General features: G+C 74.9%; 11 protein-coding genes. 5 read left to right on the top strand and 6 right to left on the bottom strand.

Features of this window, described 5'->3' with window-relative positions:
- Positions 1–2: 2 nt before the first annotated feature.
- A complete protein-coding gene (locus tag Q0967_RS15575; RefSeq protein WP_298752010.1) occupies positions 3–488 on the bottom strand; it encodes an NUDIX hydrolase in 486 nt (161 codons plus the stop codon).
- A gap of 79 nt (positions 489–567) precedes the next feature.
- Here Q0967_RS15575 and Q0967_RS15570 point away from each other — a divergent pair, with 79 nt between their 5' ends.
- From Q0967_RS15570 to Q0967_RS15560, 3 genes are read left to right on the top strand one after another with little or no spacing between them, the layout of a single operon-like run.
- Positions 568–2,049, top strand: coding sequence for a CCA tRNA nucleotidyltransferase (locus tag Q0967_RS15570; RefSeq protein WP_298752012.1), 1,482 nt, complete (start codon positions 568–570; stop codon positions 2,047–2,049).
- Positions 2,042–2,614 (top strand): hypothetical protein, encoded by a 573-nt coding sequence (locus Q0967_RS15565; protein WP_298752014.1) that lies wholly within the window; start codon positions 2,042–2,044, stop codon positions 2,612–2,614. The genes Q0967_RS15570 and Q0967_RS15565 overlap by 8 nt, the downstream gene beginning before the upstream one ends.
- The gene (locus Q0967_RS15560) at positions 2,611–4,920 is read left to right on the top strand and encodes an acyltransferase family protein (protein ID WP_299450892.1); all 2,310 of its coding nucleotides are present in this window, start codon (positions 2,611–2,613) and stop codon (positions 4,918–4,920) included. Before Q0967_RS15565 ends, Q0967_RS15560 begins: the two co-directional genes overlap by 4 nt.
- On the opposite strand, the gene Q0967_RS15555 is transcribed toward Q0967_RS15560, so the two are convergent.
- Positions 4,869–6,233, bottom strand: coding sequence for a hypothetical protein (locus tag Q0967_RS15555; RefSeq protein ID WP_298752019.1), 1,365 nt, complete (start codon positions 6,231–6,233; stop codon positions 4,869–4,871). The genes Q0967_RS15560 and Q0967_RS15555 overlap by 52 nt on opposite strands.
- Complete coding sequence (locus Q0967_RS15550; protein WP_298752021.1) at positions 6,230–8,434, bottom strand: transglycosylase domain-containing protein; 2,205 nt, start codon at positions 8,432–8,434, stop codon at positions 6,230–6,232. The genes Q0967_RS15555 and Q0967_RS15550 overlap by 4 nt, the downstream gene beginning before the upstream one ends.
- 120 nt (positions 8,435–8,554) lie before the next feature.
- Here Q0967_RS15550 and Q0967_RS15545 point away from each other — a divergent pair, with 120 nt between their 5' ends.
- The gene (locus Q0967_RS15545) at positions 8,555–9,622 is read left to right on the top strand and encodes an inositol-3-phosphate synthase (protein ID WP_298752024.1); all 1,068 of its coding nucleotides are present in this window, start codon (positions 8,555–8,557) and stop codon (positions 9,620–9,622) included.
- A gap of 31 nt (positions 9,623–9,653) precedes the next feature.
- Entirely contained in the window at positions 9,654–11,762 is a 2,109-nt protein-coding gene (locus tag Q0967_RS15540; protein WP_298752026.1) for a glycosyltransferase family 4 protein, read from the top strand.
- A 60-nt stretch (positions 11,763–11,822) separates the two neighbouring features.
- Here the strand turns inward: Q0967_RS15540 and Q0967_RS15535 are convergent, their stop codons facing one another.
- From Q0967_RS15535 to Q0967_RS15525, 3 genes are all read right to left on the bottom strand, one after another.
- A complete protein-coding gene (locus Q0967_RS15535; RefSeq protein ID WP_298752028.1) occupies positions 11,823–14,861 on the bottom strand; it encodes a helix-turn-helix transcriptional regulator in 3,039 nt (1,012 codons plus the stop codon).
- Positions 14,862–14,932: 71 nt separating this feature from the next.
- Positions 14,933–15,118 carry a hypothetical protein gene (locus tag Q0967_RS15530; protein WP_298752030.1) on the bottom strand — a complete coding sequence of 62 codons (186 nt, stop codon included), beginning with the start codon at positions 15,116–15,118 and terminating at the stop codon, positions 14,933–14,935.
- A 190-nt stretch (positions 15,119–15,308) separates the two neighbouring features.
- Positions 15,309–16,559, bottom strand: coding sequence for a hypothetical protein (locus Q0967_RS15525; RefSeq protein ID WP_298752032.1), 1,251 nt, complete (start codon positions 16,557–16,559; stop codon positions 15,309–15,311).
- Positions 16,560–16,563: the final 4 nt, after the last annotated feature.

The raw sequence follows: 16,563 nt of genomic DNA, 5'->3' as shown, positions 1-16,563 counted from the left end.
CCTCAGGCGCTCCGGGTGAGTCGGAGCCAGGCCTCCCGGGCGATGCGGCGCTCGTTGGGGAAGGTGAGCTTGCGGTGGACCTCGTCCAACGGGACCCAGATGGCGTCGATCGCCTCCTGGTCGGGGTCGTTGTCGATGGTGAGACAGCCCCCCGTCGCCTCGAGGAGGTAGTGGTGGACCATCTTGTGGATGCGGTGCGAGGGGGTGGTGAACCAGTACTCGATCGTGCCCAGGGTGATGAGGACCCGACCCTGGATACCGGTCTCCTCGGCCACCTCCCGCTCCGCGGTCTGCACGAGGGTCTCCCCGGGCTCGACGTGCCCCTTGGGCAGGCACCACTCGACGCGACCGGATCGGTTGCGGCGCGCGATGATGGCGATCCTGGCCTGCCCCTCGTAGACGTCGATGACCACACCCCCCGCCGAGGTCTCGTTGACCGACGGCAGCCGTCGCGCGCCGTGGTGCTGGCGCGGAGGCGTGGTGGTCATCCACCCACTGTAACGAGTGGGGTCGGCCCGGACCGGACGACGACCCGGCCCGGCGCGGGGGCCGTCTACCCTAGATCCGATGTCCGCCGACGAGATGACCACCGACGGCGCGCTGCTCGTGCGCGCCCTGCGCCAGCTGACCCCGGCCATGGGGCTGCTCACCGAGATCGGTGAGCTCTTCGGTGCTGCCGGGCACGAGGTGGCGCTCGTCGGCGGGCCTGTCCGCGACGCCTTCCTCGGTCGCCCCTCCACCGACCTCGACCTCACCACCTCGGCCACGCCCGAGGAGATCGAGCGGGTGCTGACCGGCTGGGCGGACACGACGTGGGACGTCGGCCGCGCGTTCGGGACCATCGGTGCGCGTCGCGGCGCGCACACGCTGGAGATCACCACCTACCGCGCAGACGCCTACGACGGTGAGACCCGCAAGCCCGTGGTCGCCTTCGGGAGCTCGCTCGAGGAGGATCTCGTCCGTCGCGACTTCAGGGTCAACGCGATGGCCCTGCGCCTGCCCGAGCTCACCTTCGTCGACCCGCACGGCGGTCTGGCCGACCTGGCGGGACGCCGGCTGCGCACCCCGCACGGGCCCGAGGTGTCCTTCGCCGACGACCCCCTGCGGATGCTCCGGGCGGCCCGGTTCGCCGCCCAGCTGGGCTTCCGGCCGACGAGCGAGGTCCTGGCCGCCATGACCGACATGGCCGACCGCCTCTCGATCGTGTCCGCGGAGCGGGTCCGCGACGAGCTCGTCAAGCTCGTGCTGGCCCCCGACCCCCGCGCCGGGCTCGAGATCCTCGTGACGACCGGGCTCGCCGACCAGGTGCTTCCCGAGCTGCCCGCCCTGCGGCTGGAGGTCGACGAGCACCACCGCCACAAGGACGTCTACGAGCACAGCCTCATCGTGCTGGAGCAGGCCATCGGCCTCGAGGACGAACCGGGGGCGCGGGAGGACGACCCCGACCGCGTGCCGGGCCCGGACCTCGTCCTGCGGCTGGCGGCGCTGCTGCACGACATCGGCAAGCCCGCCACCCGGCGCTTCGAGCCGGGAGGGGGGGTCAGCTTCCACCACCACGAGGTGGTCGGCGCCAAGATGACCCGCGCCCGGCTACGCGCCCTGCGCTTCGACAAGGAGACGGTGCGCGCCGTCACCCGGCTGGTCGAGCTGCACCTGCGCTTCCACGGGTACGGCTCGGGAGAGTGGACCGATGCGGCGGTCCGGCGCTACATCACCGACGCAGGGCCGCTCCTCGGGCGGCTGCACAAGCTCACCCGGTCCGACTGCACCACCCGCAACCGGCGCAAGGCCGCCCGCCTCTCGGCGAGCTACGACCACCTCGAGGAGCGCATCGAGCGGCTCCGGGAGGAGGAGGAGCTCAGCGCGGTCCGGCCCGAGCTCGACGGGCACCAGATCGGGGCGGTCCTCGGCATCCCTCCCGGTCCGCAGCTCGGTCGGGCCTACCAGCACCTCCTCGCGGTGCGGCTGGACCAGGGTCCGCTGGGCGAGGAGGGAGCCCGTGCCGAGCTGCTGAGGTGGTGGGCGGAGCAGGAGACGCCCGGTGGGTAGGCACCGCCCGGCCCGTCGCAGCCACCCCGCACCCCGCCGCTGGACCCATCTCCTCGCCCGCCTGCCCTGGATCACGCTCGTGCTGCTGGCGGTGCTCGCCGTCGGCCTCGTCGAGCTCGTGCAGCCGCGGACCTACGCGGCGAGCGCGACGCTCACCGCCCCCACCGAGCGCGCCGCCGACCAGCTCTCGGTGCAGCTCACCGACCCGGCCCTGCGGCCCGAGGTCGAGCGGGTCGTGGAGCTGGACCCCGAGCTGTCCGGCAGCGTGCGGTTGGCGGTCCGGCACGAGGCCGAGGACCGCCAGGTGCACCTCGAGGCCACGGCGCCCGACCCGAGGCTGGCGGCGCTCGCCGCGGACACCGGGGCGGCCCTCACCGTGCAGGAGCGCGCCGACGGCACCGAGCTGACCCACGGCGCCCGGGTCCCCACCGAGCCCGTCGACGACCGGGGTCTCCTGTGGCTCCTCGTCGCGGCCGCGCTGCTGGCGGTGGCCGTGCGCGTCGAGGCCGCCCACCGGGCGGGGCTGGCTGACCACCCGGAGCCGGAGCCGACGGGGGTCTCGTGAGCACGGCAACCGAGGCCCCGCTCACCCGGCGCCGGGCACGGGCCCTGCACGCGGCCCGGCACGCGCTGCGGGTGCCACCCGTGCCCCGCGACTTCCGCAGCGACATCGAGGGCATGCGCGCCCTGGCGGTGCTGGCCGTCATGCTGTGGCACGCCGGGGTCCCCCTGCTCCCGGGCGGCTTCGTCGGTGTCGACGTGTTCTTCGTGGTCAGCGGGTTCCTCATGACCTCGTTGCTGCTGGAGGAGGGACGCGCACGCGGACGGGTCGACCTCGGTCGCTTCTACGCCCGGCGTGCCCGGCGACTGCTTCCGGCGGCGCTGGCCGCCCTGGCCGGCACCGCCCTGCTCACCGTCCTCTTCCTGCCCCGGGGCCGCTGGGGCGAGGTGGGCGGCGACCTGCTCGCGTCGGCGACCTACGTCGTCAACTGGCGGATGGCCTGGCGCTCGGTGGACTACCTCGACCTCGAGCGGGCCCCCAGCCCGCTCCAGCACTACTGGTCGCTGTCGGTGGAGGAGCAGTTCTACCTCGTGTGGCCGGTCGTCCTGCTGCTGATCCTCGTGTATGCCGCCGGCCGGGCCCGCGTCTTCAGCACCCTGACGTGGGTGGTCACCCTCGGCCTGTTCGCCGGGTCCCTGGTGGTCTCCTGGCGCTGGACCCTGGAGGAGCCGGCCGCCTACTTCGTGACCCCGACCCGGGTCCACGAGCTCATGCTCGGGGCGGTCGTCGCCCTGGGCGCCCGCGCGTGGCCGCGGCTGCCGCGCGCGGTCGCCGCCGCCCTCGGCTGGCTGGGGCTGGCGATGGTCGGCGTGGCGCTCGTCGTCATCACCACGCAGACCCCCTTCCCCGGCCTGTGGGCGCTGCTGCCGACGGTCGGCGTCGCGCTCGTGCTCGTGGCCGGCCCGTCCGCGGGCGGTCTGGGGCCGGAGGCGCTGCTGCGGGCCCGGCCCCTGCAGTGGGTGGGCCGGTTGTCCTACAGCCTCTATCTCTGGCACTGGCCGTTCGTCGCCGTCGCGGCCGAGATGGCGCACGTCGGCCGAGGGGGGCCCGACACCCTCCCGGTCCACTGGGGCCTGCTGGCCGTGGGGCTGTCCGTCCTGCCCGCCTGGTGGTCCTTCGCCCTGGTGGAGGACCCCGTCCGCCGGCACGGGCGGGTCCTGGCGGCCCAGCTGCCCCCCGGCGTCGTCGTCCGGCGCACCTTGCGGCTCGGGGTGAACTGCACCCTGGCGGGTGCGGCGCTGGGGCTCGCCCTCATGCTGGCCGCCCCGCAGTCGGAGACCGAGCAGGCGGCCCGCTGGCGGACCCCCGACGTGGTGGAGCAGCTGCGGTCCCCGGTGGGTGCCGACACCCTCGCGGTCGGTGTCGACGACCCGGCGCCGGGAGCGGCCGGCGCAGGGTCGGGCCCGGTCGTGGCGGCGTCCGCGGGCAGCGGGGCCTCGGACGTCCTCGGGGAGCCGCCTCCCGTCGTCGAGATCCCCGAGCAGGTCGGTGACCTCGCCGTGCCGCTGGAGCAGGTGCCCGACGACGTGCCGGTGCTGGAGCCGGAGGAGTGCTTCGTGGCGCTGGGCGGCACCCGGGTCGGGGTGTGCGAGGGGGGTGACCCCGACGGCGATCTCACGGTCGCGCTCATCGGTGACAGCCATGCGGGGATGTGGATGACGGCCATGGACGCGATCGGCCGGGACCGGGGGTGGCGGGTCCTCGCCATGACCAAGTCGTCGTGCCCGCCGGCCCGTGGCCTCGTGGTGGAACGCTCCGGGCAGGCGGGTGACTACCGTCAGTGCACCCGGTGGCAGCAGCGCCTGGACGAGGCGCTCGTCCGCGAGTCCCCGGACGTGGTGCTCCTCTCCAGCGCGTCCTACGGCACCACCGGGGACGAGAAGGTGGCCGCGGGCCTGGGGGCGCGGATCGACATGCTGCGCGAGGAGGGGATGCGGCCCGCCCTCATCCGGGACGTGCCCCGGGCGCCCTTCGACGTGCCGGCCTGCCTGCTGGAGAACGAGGACGACGTCCCGCGGTGCGCGTTCGACCGGGAGCAGGGGCTGGCCACCTCCGGCACCGGGCACGACCTGATGGCCGAGCAGCGCCCCGAGCTGCCGGTCCTGGACCTGACCGACGCGGTCTGCCCCGGCCGCACCTGCAGCCCCATCGTCGGCGAGGTCGTCGTGTGGCGGGACAGCAACCACCTGTCGGCGACCTACGTCCGGTCGTTGCGCGACGCCGTGGAGGAGCAGGTGTCGCAGGTCGTGCTGGCCGATCAGCTGGGGGAGGCCGTGCGGTCCGGGGTGGGGGTCGGCACCGGTCGCTGAGCGGCCGACGGGTCCACCCGTGAGACCTCCCACAGGACCCAGGACCAGGCCACGGCCCGGAGGACCACGGCGAGGGCGTACGCGTCCCCGGGCAGACCGCGACCGGGGTCGCTGGCGAAGGCGATGTGCAGCCACGTCGTGAGGAAGACCAGCGACTCGGCCAGCGCCCACAGCAGGTGCCTCGGCCACCGCACGGCGGACAGGGCCAGGAAGGGGAGGACCCACAGGCCGGACTGCACCGACAGGGACGACGCGGTCAGCGCGACGACGAGCAGCATGAGGGCGGACAGCTGGACCACCCCGCGCCCTCCCCCCGCCCGTCCCGGTGCCGACAGACGCACCCCCAGGCCCAGGGCCAGCAGCCAGCCCCCCACGGCCACGGCCGTCGTGAGGGCCGTCGGCACGGTGAGCCCCACGAGCCGGGGCACCATCTGGAGCGCGCCGTAGCCCGCGGGCTGACCCCACCACTGCTGCGCCGCGGAGAGCGCCTCGGGCTGGACGGCGACGAGGGGCAGGATCACGGCCAGAGCACCGAGGACCGCGCCCACCACCGTCTGCAGGGCGGGCAGCAGCCGGCCGCGCCGCCACGCGACGATGACGACCGCGGCCAGCACGAGCAGCGGGAACGGGCGGACGAGGCAGGAGAGTCCTAGGAGGACGCCCGCCGTCCAGCTGCGCTCGCGGCGCCACGCCCACAGGCCGAGCAGCAGGAGGCTCACCCCGAGCAGGTCGGTGGAGACGAGGGCGAGCAGGGCCAGCACCGGGCTCACGGCCAGGTGAGCCGCCTGCCACGGCCTCCCGGGTGCGAGGCTCACCAGCGCCAGCACGGCCAGGCCCACCAGCACCACGGACAGCAGTGCCCAGAGGGAGAAGATCCACTGCTGGGCCGCCAGACCGCCGCCGGAGCGGGGCGAGACCTGGGCCAGGAGCCACATCACCGCGCCGGGCAGCGGGGCGGTCCCCGTGGCGGCACCCTCACCGGCCCAGGGCAGCGAGCCCCGCGCCAGCGGGGAGCTGACGTGCACCACGGGGAGGTCGGAGTAGCACGCCCGCCAGAACTGGTCCGGCGTGCTCCAGCCCTTCATGAGGCAGTGGCCCTTCTGCCAGACCCCGAGCCCGAGGACCAGCGAGCCGAGGAGCGTCAGCGCGGCGGCGACGCCGGCCAGCCCACGGCCGCCGACCACGGCATACCGGCCCAACGGCCCGCCGACGACCCCCGTGGCCCGGGCGACGACCGGGTCCACCCAGGACGGCACCTGCCAGGGGCGGTCATCACCCCCTCCCGCCGTGCGCGGGTCCGCCGGAAGGCTCACCCCGTCGGCTCGGGCTCCGTGCCGTCACCGGGAGGCGCGGGCTGCGTCGGCGTGGGGGCCGGCGTCGTCGGGTCCGGGACGGTCGGCGCGGGGCTGGTCGGCTCCGGCGCCGGGCTGGTCGGATCCGGCTCCGTGTCGGTCGGCTCCTCCGTGGGCTCGGTCGTGGTGGGCTCCTCGGTGGTGGGCTCCTCCGAGGTCTGCGTCGGCTCCTCGCTCGTCGGGGCGGGCTCGGTGGCGGGCTCCTGCGTGGTGGGGGTGTCGTCGGTCGGACCCCCGGTCCCGACCCGTGGCGCGAACTCGAGCACCTCCTCGCCGTCGAGGGCGAGCCGCATGAACCCCCCCCACACCTGCGCCGGGAAGGTCCCACCGGTGATCTGCTCCAGCCCGGCGACGTCCTGCATCGGCACCGTGCCGTCCCCCTTGTACATCACCACACCCGCCGCGAGCTGGGGGGCGAACCCGTCGAACCAGGCCGACACGTTGTTCTCGCTGGTGCCGGACTTGCCGGCGGTCGGACGGCCGAGGTCCCCGGCCGCCATTCCCGACCCCTGGTCGATGACGTAGGTCATCGCGTCGGTCGTGTCGACCGCCGCGTCGCGCTCGACGCCGGCCTCGGTCTCGGGCTCGGCCTCGTAGGTGACCTCGCCGGCCACCGTCTCGACCCGGTCGATGAGGTAGGGGGTGGCGCGCTCGCCCTCGGCGGCGAGCGTGGCATACGCGTTCGTCATCTCCAGCAGGGTCGGCGAGGCGGTCCCCAGGACGTTGGTCAGGTCGGTGTCCAGGCCCGGGGTGTCCTCCGGCAGGCCGAGGTCGACGGCCGCCTCCCGGGTGCGGTCCGGGCCGATCTGCTCGTTGAGCTGCACGTAGATGGTGTTGACGGACTCGGCGAGCGCGACCCGCAGGTCGATGAGGCCGAAGGAGAGGTCCTGGAAGTTGTTGACCTCCGTCCCGTCCTCGCCGAAGGTCATCGGGGTGGGGCCCTCGAAGGTCTGGAGGGTGTCGACGCCGTCCTCCACGGCGGCGACCAGGGTCACCGGCTTGAAGAGGGAGCCGGCCTGGACCCGGGCGTCGGTGGCCGCGTTGAGCTGCGTCTCCTGGTAGTCGTCGCCGCCGTACATCGCGGTGATGGCCCCGTCGCCGGGTCGGACGGCGGTGAGGGCGACGGTGATGTCGTCCGTGCCCGTCCCGGTGGGACGGTAGAGGTCGACCGCCTCCTCCGCCGCCTGCTGGTGCCGTTCGACGATCGTGGTGGTGACCCGCAGCCCGCCGCCGTCGATCTCCGCGTCGTCCACCCCCAGGAGCTCCCTGAGCTCGCTGCGCGCCTGCTCGGCGATGTAGCCCTCGACCCCCTGCGCCGCCGTCGAGGGGCTCGGCTCCTGGATCTCGGGCAGGCCCAGGCCCTCCCGTTCCGCGGGCTCCAGCCAGCCCTCCTCGACCATGCCGTCCAGGACGTAGGCGACCCGGTCCTCGGCCCGCTGCTCGTTGCCCTCGGCGTAGTCGGGGTCGAACAGCGAGGGGGCGTTGGTGACGCCGGCGAGGAAGGCGCCCTCCTCGACGGACAGCTCGGAGACGTCCTTGCCGAAGTAGGCCTGGCTCGCGGTCTGGATGCCGTAGGCGCCCCGCCCGAAGTAGATGGTGTTGAGGTAGTTCTCCAGGATCTGGTCCTTGGAGAGCTCGTTGTCGATCTTGACCGCGATGATGACCTCGGTGAACTTGCGCTGCAGCGTCTGGTCGGCCGTGAGGTAGTAGTTCTTGACGTACTGCTGGGTGATGGTGGACCCGCCCTGGAGCCCGTCACCGGTCAGCGTGCGCCAGGCGCCGCGCGCCGTGCCGGTGATGGACACGCCCTCGTTTTCGTAGAACGAGCGGTCCTCGGCCGCGAGCATCGCGTAGCGGACGTGCTCGGGCACCTCCGACAGCGGCACCGCCTCGCGGTCGTAGCCACCGGTGAAGCGGGCCAGCTCGGTCTCGCCGTCGGCGTAGTAGAGGATCGAGCTCTGCGCCTCGGCGAAGTCGTTGGGTTCGGGGACGTCGGTCCGGTTGTAGGCCCAGGCGAAGACCCCCACGGCCAGCAGGATCGCCAGCAGCCCGAGTCCCGTCAGCCAGAGCAGGACCCGACGCAACCTCCCCCCGCGGCGCGGACGGGAGGGCCGGCGGCCGGTGGGGGGACGGGAGGCGGAGGCGGTGCTGGATCGGCTCACGCTCCCTATTGTGCCCATCTCGTCGGGGGGCAGCCGGAATGCGTCCGCGTTCGGCGGCGTTCCCCGTACGTGAAGGGGCGGCCCGCTGGGCCGCCCGTGGTATGTCGGCAAGGAGCATGGATGTCATCGGTCAGGGTCGCGATCGTCGGCGTGGGCAACTGCGCCAGCTCGCTCGTGCAAGGTGTGGAGTACTACCGCGACGCCGATCCCTCGGCGTCGGTCCCGGGGCTGATGCACGTGTCGTTCGGCGACTACCACGTGGGCGACCTGGAGTTCGTGGCGGCGTTCGACGTCGACTCCGCCAAGGTCGGCCAGGACCTCGCCAAGGCCATCCAGGCCGGGGAGAACAACACGATCTCCATCGCGCAGGTGCCGGACACGGGGGTGACCGTCCAGCGCGGCCCCACCCTCGACGGGCTCGGCAAGTACTACGCCCTCACGGTGGAGGAGTCGCCGGTCGAGCCGGTCGACGTCGTGCAGGTGCTGCGCGACGCCGAGGTCGACGTGCTCGTGTCCTACCTGCCGGTGGGCAGCGAGGAGGCCGACAAGTTCTACGCGCAGTGCGCGCTCGACGCGGGCGTGGCCTTCGTCAACGCCCTGCCGGTCTTCATCGCGAGCGACCCCGAGTGGGCGGCCAGGTTCGAGGCGGCCGGCGTGCCGATCGTCGGTGACGACATCAAGAGCCAGGTCGGTGCCACCATCACCCACCGCGTGCTGGCCCGGCTGTTCGAGGAGCGGGGCGTGGCCCTCGACCGGACCTACCAGCTCAACGTCGGCGGCAACATGGACTTCAAGAACATGCTGGAGCGCGAGCGGCTGGAGAGCAAGAAGGTCTCCAAGACCCAGGCCGTCACGTCCAACATGGCGCGCACCATGGCCGATCGGGACGTGCACATCGGGCCCTCGGACTACGTCCAGTGGCTGGACGACCGCAAGTGGGCCTACGTCCGCCTCGAGGGTCGCGCGTTCGGCGACGTGCCGATCAACCTGGAGTACAAGCTCGAGGTGTGGGACAGCCCCAACTCGGCCGGCATCATCATCGACGCCATCCGGGCGGCCAAGATCGCCAAGGACCGGGGACAGGGTGGTCCGGTCGTCGGGGCCAGCGCCTACCTCATGAAGAGCCCGCCCGTGCAGATGCCGGACGACCAGGGGCGCGCCGAGGTCGAGGCCTTCATCCGCGGCTGACCACCGGGCACGGCTCGCGTAGGGTCGGGGCGTGTCCGACCGCCCTCACGACGCCGCCGGGGTGACCTCCACCGGGCGCGACCGGCAGCGGATCGCCGCCGTCGCCCTCGACGCCGGCGACCTCGACGCGGCGGCGGACCGCTTGCGCACGCTCACCGACCAGGGGCACCAGGTGGTCCTGCTGTGGTGCCGGGGCGAGCCCGGGCCCGGGTTGCGCTCCTTCCGCGCGCGGGTGCCGGTGCGCGCCCGTCCGCCCCGCACCCCGCGCGAGCTCGCCGGGCGTCTGCGCCGGCCCGGCCCGGCCGCGTGGTGGCGAGACGGGGGGCCCCTCGCCCGGGCCCTGCGCGCCGATCCTCGGGCACGGCGCACGCTGGGCGGCGTGAACGCGCTGGTGCCGGTGGGCCCGCAGGCGCACCGGCTCTTCGACCGCGCCGGCGCCGCACCCGCCCCCCTCCTCCGGCTGGAGGATCTCGACGACAGGGCGGGCGAGGCGGCGGTGTGGACCACCCTGCACCGCCGGTCCCGCGCCGGCGGGGCCCGTCTCGACGCCGACCTGGCGCGGGAGGTGCTCGCGCAGCTCCCACCCGGCGGGAGCCGCATACCTCCTCGGCGGCAGGCCCTCCTCGTGCCCCTGGTCGTGGCGCTGCACGGCACCGGGGAGTATGCCCTGGCCGCCCGGCTCGCGGAGCGGCTCGACGACGACCCCGCCCACGGCCCGGACGCGGCGGTGCACCGCGCCCTGCGCACGCTCGTGGAGCTGTCCCGCACCGGGGAGGCACCCGCCGACCTCGACGACACGGTCCGGTCGGTGCTCGCCCGGGCCGACGACGCCCTCGGCGAGGGCGTCGACGACGTCTCCGAGGAGGTGGTCCGTGCCACCACCCTGGCCCTGCAGCTCCTCTTCCACCGCGAGCTGCACGCGGACGGCCTCGACTCACCCCTCGTCACCGACCCGGAGACCTTCCTGGCCGGCTGGCGCGCCTCCCGGGTGGGGCAGCTGCTGGCCGCGCCGGTGCCGCGGCTGCCACCCCATCCGCGGACGGGAGCCGTGCACCCCTCCGGGGACGGGAGCCGCGGACCCCGGGTCGTCGTCGCGCCCGGGTCCTACCCGCAGTTCGCGACGCCGGTGGTGGAGGAGCTGACCCGCCGGGCCGACGTCCGGGTCCTGGACCTGCGGGCGAAGGAGCAGCTGCGCGGGCTCGGCACCCGCGGGGAGCTCGTCGCGGCCCGGCTGCGGCAGGCGGCCGGGCAGGCCTGGGTGCCGGACTACGAGCTGCTGGAGGAGCTCGAGGCGGCCGACGCGCTCTTCGTCGACTGGGCCGACCGCGGTTCGGTCGCGGCGGTGATGAGTACCCCCACGGGGGTGCGGGTCACGCTGCGCATCCACAGCATGGACGCGCTCTCCCCGTGGATCCACCTGCTGGACTGGACCAGGGTGGACGCGCTGGTCCTGGTGAGCGAGCACCTGCGCAGGGTCGTCGAGGCGCTCCTGGGCGACCGGCTGGCCGGCACGCAGGTGCGCGTGGTGGGCAACGTGCTCGACCCCGCCCGCATCCCGACCGGCAAGGCGCCGGGGCACCGCAGGACGCTGCTCATGGTCGGCTGGGCCCAGCGGGTCAAGGACCCGCTGTGGGCGCTCGAGGTCCTCGCGCTGCTGCGCCGGGAGGACCCGAGCTGGCGGTTGGTCCTCGTCGGCGTCGACTTCCCGGAGAGCACGGTCGCCTCGCAGCAGGACTACGCCCGGGCCTTCCGCCGACGGCTGGCCGACGACGACGTCCGCGGCGCGGTGTCCTTCGTCGGCTGGACCCGTGACCTGGCGCCGCACCTGGAGGCGGCCGGTTTCGTCCTCTCGACCAGCCGCCGGGAGTCCTTCGGTCTCGCCCTTGTCGAGGGAGCGGCGTCCGGCGCCGTACCGGTGGTCCGGGACTGGCCGATCTTCGCCCCCCTCGACGGTGCCCGCAGCCTCTTCCCGGACGACTGGGTGGTCGGGTCGGTCGAGGAGGCGGCGGCCCGGGTCGTCGCGCTCGCGGAGGACCCCGCGTGGTCGGACGCCTCGGCGCAGGCCCGCGCGGTGGTGCAGGAGCGCTTCGCCGCCGGGGTGACCCGGACGGAGCTGGCCGGCGTGATCCTGGGGGAGTGAGCCGACGGCCCGGCGTGGCGGCCGGGTCGGGTCGCCGCCGGGGGCCCGCCGAGCAGGTCCTCAGCCCAGCAACCCCCGCTCACGGGCGACCGCGGCCGCCTCGGTCCGGCTGCTGACGCCCAGCTTGGCCAGGATGTTGGACACGTGGACGCTCACGGTCTTGGTCGCGATGAACAGCTGCCGGCCGATCTCGCCGTTGCTGCGCCCGGCGGCCACGAGCGCCAGCACCTCGCGCTCGCGCGGCGTGAGCTCGACCTCGAGCCGTCCCCGCGGGCCCTGCCCGCCGGTCGGCGGCGGCGGCGCCGTGCGTCCGTCGAGCGCGCCGATCTCGGCCAGCAGGGGGAGGGCGCCCAGCCTCTCGGCCTCCCGGCGCGCCTCGGCCAGGAGCTCCCGGGCGCGCGGCGCACGCTCCGGCCCTGCGTGGGCCAGGACGGAGGCCAGCCGGGTCGCCGACCGGGCGCGCTCGAAGCGGTGCCCCAGCCGGTCGAAGGCGTCGTGGGCCTCCTCCCACGCCCCGATCAGCTCCTCGGGGGCGGGAGGTGCGGCGTCGGCGCGCCACCGCAGCCGCAGGTGCTCGGCCCGCAGGCGCAGGGTCCAGGCGGCTCCCTCGGGGCCGTCGTCGCGGCCCAGTTCCGCACGTCTGCGGGCCACCGCACGCTCGTCCTCCAGCAGGCGCTCGCCGACGGCCACCAGCTCAGCCCGCTCCTGTCCCACCGCCGCGACCGCGCGACCGGCCAGGTGCCCCAGCAGCAGGGCCCCGAACCTGACCTGCGCCGCAAAGCTCGACACGTGCCACAGCTCCGTGACCGTGGCCACGGCACGGTCGTAGGCCGTGACGGCCTGGGACACCTCACCGGTGTCGCCCAGGATGTCGATCGCCGGCCCGGTCGCCAGCACCACGGCCCAGCCGTCGTGCACCGTCGACAGCGGCAGCGCCTCGAGCGCCCGCGGCGCCGACGGGTCTCCCCGACCGGCGAGGGTGTGCAGCGCCAACGCCCCCAGGAGCGCGGCCAGGGGGGCGGGCGGCGACTCGTCCCGGACGTCGGCCAGCCGGTCCACCTCCGGCCAGTCGCCGACCACGTAGGCGGCGATGCCGGCGAGCAGGCGCGCGTCGAAGCCGAACGGCGCCCAGGGCCGACCGTGCTGGCGGGTCAGCTCGGCGGCCTCCCGGTAGGAGCCGAGGGCCTCCTCGAAGCGGCCCTGCTCGAGGAGGATGCCGCCCAGCTGGTGCAGGGCGCGGACCAGCCCGGCGGCATACCCGCTGGGGCGCAACCGGTCGATGACCCTGGCCATCTCCTCCACCGCAGCCTCCGGCTCACCCAGGAACGACGTGAGCCGTCCGAGGACGGTGGCAGCCTCGGTCTGCAGCCGGTCCTGGCCCAGCTCACCGGCGAGGTCGTGGGCCGCGGTCGCCGCCCGGGTCGCCACCTCGAACCGCCCCCGGTCGGCCAGTGCCCGCGCGTGCACGACGAGGGCCCGCACCCGACGGGCGGTGCTCTCCTCCCCCAGCAGGTCCAGCGACTCCTCGGTCGCGGCGAGGACGCTCACCCCGGGCTCGTCGAGGAGCAACGACGCCTGGGCCAGGGCGACGAGGAGGTCCGCCCGTGCCGTCAGCGCCGAGGGGTCGACCACCGCCACCTCCTGACGGAGCAGCGCGACAGCCCTGGGCGCGTCGCCCGCGGTCACCAGCGCCTCCACCGCCTCCAGCACGACCGTCGTGCGGTCGACCTCGGCCTGGGCGGCGACCTCGGGAGGTTCGAGCAGCTCCAGGGCCCCGAGCAGGTGCACCGCCGCCTCGGCGGGGCCGCCGACGCCGAGGGCGTCCTGCCCGGCCTGGACCGAGGCCCGGACCGCGGTGACCGGGTCCTGCCCGGCGCGGGCGTGGCGGGCCAGCTCGGCCGCGGTGCCCGGCACCCGGCCGTCGCGGAGGGCGCGGGCGCAGGCGGCGTGCACCCTGGCGCGCTCGCCGGGCAGCAGGTCGTCGTAGACCGCCTCGCCGAGCAGGGCGTGCCGGAAGACGTAGCCGGCGTCGGGCACCGGGACCAGGATGTTGGCCTCGACGGCTGCTCGCAGCGCCTCGTCGAGCTCGTCGTCGGGGAGTGCGACCACCTCGGCGAGCAGCACGTGCGGGACCCGGCGGCCGACGCAGGCCGCCGCCCGCACCACGGTCCGGGTGTCGTCGGGCAGACGGTCCAGCCGGACCAGCAGCAGGTCCGCCAGGTCCGTGGGCAGCGCGTCGTCACCGAGCTCGCGGGCCACGACCAGTTCCTCGGCAAAGAACGCGTTGCCCTCGGCTCGTCGCACGATCTCGTCCACCGCCCGCTGGTCGGCCAGCCCGGGCCGGACCGCGTGGACCAGCGCGCGGACGTCGGCGTCGCGCAGCGGGCCCAGGTGCATCCGGTGCACGGCCGGCATCCGCCCCCACTCGGCCAGCGCGCGGCGGAGGGGGTGGCGGCGGTGCAGGTCGTCGGCGCGGTAGGAGACGATCACCGAGACCGGGGCCGTGAAGCCCCGGGCGAGGAGGACGGAGAGCAGGTCGCGGGTCGAGCGGTCGGCCCAGTGGACGTCCTCCACGACGAGCAGCAGCGGCCGGTCGGCCCCCAGCACCTCGAGCACGGCGTGCAGCGCCTCGACGAGCTCGGCCCGCGCCGCGCCCTCGTCGCGACCGTCGCGGCCCTCACGACCCCGCACCGACGGGGGTGCGGCACCCGGCCTCCCGTCCGTCGGCCCTGCGGGCTGCTGGGCGGTCATGGCCCGGACCGCGGGTAGCAGGCGCGCCAGGCCGGGGTGGTGCGCCACGACCGGGGCGAGGATCTCGCGCGCCTCGTCGTCCACCCGCCCGAGGATCTCGGTGAACGGCAGCAGGGGGAGAGCGCTGTCGCCGAGGTCCAGGCAGTGTCCGACCAGCACCCGCCAGCCCTGCTCCGAGGCCCGGCTGCCGACCTCGCCCAGCAGTCGGGTCTTGCCCACCCCGGCGTCCCCACCGAGCACGACCGCGGCCGGCCTGGGACGCTCACCCAGGCCGACCGCGGTCCCCAGCTCCGACAGCTCCCGCTGACGCCCCAGCAACGGGGTGGCGGCGCGTTCCTCCGGTCTCACGTCCCCCATCATGGCGCGCGGCACGGACAGGTCCAGCCCGGTGCCGGCGGACGGGGACGGGGGTCGCCCCGTCACCGGGCGCCGACCACGGCCTCGGTGCACGGGGCCGGTGCGGCACCGAGGGCCGAGGGCCGCGGCCGCGTCGCCGCCGCCCGGCGGTGCCGGCGCAGGCGGGGCAGGACGGGCCCGCCCCAGGCGCGGCGCAGCTGCTCGCGGCGGTAGGCACCCTCGGTCTGCAGGAAGGTGGTGGTGAACATGCGACGTCCTCTCTCGACAGCAGGACCCGGGTGGGTCCGACACGTCCAGAGTCGGCCTCTGAGGTAGGCCGGGACATCGGGCGATCTCCCTGACCTGCACCCGCCGGCTACCTCAGATGCTCCCCGGCTCACCTCAGAGACACCCCCGGCAGGGCCTGTCGGGCGGACCGGGCCGGGTGCCGTCGCAGTCCTAGGAGCGGGCGATGTCGGCGAGCACCTGCACGGCGGCCGACGTGTGGTCCACCGGTGAGCGGTGGTCCAGCGGCTGGGCGTCCAGGACCGACCCGGGCTCGACCATCCCCCACACCGGGGTGCCGCTGCCGCGGTAGTCGCTCCACTTGCTCGGCAGGAACGGGTTCGTGGCGAGCAGGCCCTGGGTGAGGGCGTCGCTCACCAGCAGGACGTCCATCCGCCGGCACATCGCCAGGAACTCGAGGTAGCCGAGGAAGGGCCCGGTGCGCACGCAGTCCTCCAGGCCCCGCCGGTGGACCTCCTGCTCGACCTCGTCGGGCCGCCCGGCGAACACGTGCAGGCAGACCTCGTCGCGCAGCCGCTGCGGCAGGGCCTCCAGGGCGGCGAGGACGCTCCCCATGCCCCGGGTCGCGTAGAAGTTGCCGAAGTAGCCGATGTGCCGCCGGTCACCGGGGAGCGGGTACTCCGGGTCGGCCATCGCGTAGAACTCCTCGGGGAGGGTCGGGTGGGGGGAGACCCGGCTGCGCTCCCGGACCCGGTCGACCAGCTCGGCGTCCTCGACCCGCTCGAGCATGAGCTCGCGCTGGTGCTCGTTGGTGAAGACCAGGGTGCCGGCGAGGGCGAAGGCGAGCTGCTCGGCCCACTCGAAGGAGTTCCCGCTGGCCGGCGGGGTGAAGCCCGCAGACCGCATACCCTCGCGCAGGGTGTCCAGCAGGGCGTCCTCCCGGACCGGGGCGTGCCGGACCGCGCCGGTGACGTCCCGGGAGAGGGGGTCGGAGAACTCCGCCGTCCACTCCACGCCGGGGCGCAGCACGGCGAGCCGGGCCGCGAGCACGTGGCTGGCCGTGAAGTGCGCGCGGCTGTACATCCGGAGGTAGCCCTCCCCCTCACGGTCCCACTCCAGCGCCCGCTGCACGCCGCGTCGGGTGAAGCCGGTGATCCCGCGCCACGAGGAGAACAGGGTGGGGCTGGGCAGCTGCTGGCGGCGCACCACGAGGTGGTCGGCGATGCGGGCCAGGCCGCGGTCGGTCCGGCGCTCGGCCGACATGCGGTTCTGCAGCACGTCGACCGGCCGGCCCATCTCGCGCACCCGCTTGGCGGCGACGATCGCGGAGGTGTCGACGAACGGCGGGAAGCAGTAGGAGACGACGAGGTCGCGCGCCGCCGGTGCCGGGTCGACGGGACCGGGTGCGGACCCGCCGCCGTCGAGGTCCTCGCCGGGGCCGGGCGCGGCGGTCGTGTCAGCCATCGCC

The sequence above is a fragment of the uncultured Serinicoccus sp. genome, from assembly GCF_947500995.1.
In the GTDB taxonomy this organism is placed as follows: domain Bacteria; phylum Actinomycetota; class Actinomycetes; order Actinomycetales; family Dermatophilaceae; genus Ornithinicoccus.
The sequence above is the reverse complement of the archived record's forward strand: the minus strand, read 5'-3'. Positions and strand labels throughout refer to the sequence as shown.

Coding starts and splice junctions, on each gene's coding strand:
- Q0967_RS15545 (WP_298752024.1), top strand. CDS start 8,555: ATGTCATCGGTCAGGGTCGCGATCGTCGGCGTGGGCAACTGCGCCAGC.
- Q0967_RS15575 (WP_298752010.1), bottom strand. CDS start 488: ATGACCACCACGCCTCCGCGCCAGCACCACGGCGCGCGACGGCTGCCG.
- Q0967_RS15525 (WP_298752032.1), bottom strand. CDS start 16,559: ATGGCTGACACGACCGCCGCGCCCGGCCCCGGCGAGGACCTCGACGGC.
- Q0967_RS15570 (WP_298752012.1), top strand. CDS start 568: ATGTCCGCCGACGAGATGACCACCGACGGCGCGCTGCTCGTGCGCGCC.
- Q0967_RS15530 (WP_298752030.1), bottom strand. CDS start 15,118: ATGTTCACCACCACCTTCCTGCAGACCGAGGGTGCCTACCGCCGCGAG.